2 tRNA genes are annotated in these 396 nt (G+C 42.7%); both read right to left on the reverse strand.

What is annotated here, in order from left to right:
- Positions 1-215: 215 nt before the first annotated feature.
- Positions 216-291, reverse strand: a tRNA-Ala gene (locus tag OCT63_RS21465).
- A 14-nt stretch (positions 292-305) separates the two neighbouring features.
- Positions 306-382 (reverse strand) — tRNA-Ile (locus OCT63_RS21470).
- Between the last annotated feature and the right edge of the window lie 14 nt (positions 383-396).

Below are 396 nucleotides of genomic sequence, written 5' to 3' on the forward strand. Positions count from 1 at the left end.
GTGATTCAAACAAGTTTGAATCGAATACAAGACACTTGAATGTGTTTGTTGTGTTTATCTAATGAAAGATAAACATTGAGAACTTTTAAATTTGATTAACATGACTCGTAAGTCAGTTAATCAGTCAGCTTTCCAAATTGTTAAAGAGCTTGATTCAACTTCTATTAAAAGAAGGGAACCATTTTTAAAGATTCTTAGGGAAAAACCCTTAAAGATGGTGGAGCTATGCGGGATCGAACCGCAGACCTCCTGCGTGCAAGGCAGGCGCTCTCCCAGCTGAGCTATAGCCCCATCTCGGTCGATATTGGTGGGTCTGAGTGGACTTGAACCACCGACCTCCCGCTTATCAGGCGAGCGCTCTAACCAGCTGAGCTACAGACCCAATATCGTCTCTTT

This window comes from Vibrio sp. RW, assembly GCF_027587105.1.
Taxonomy (GTDB): Bacteria; Pseudomonadota; Gammaproteobacteria; order Enterobacterales; family Vibrionaceae; genus Vibrio; species Vibrio toranzoniae.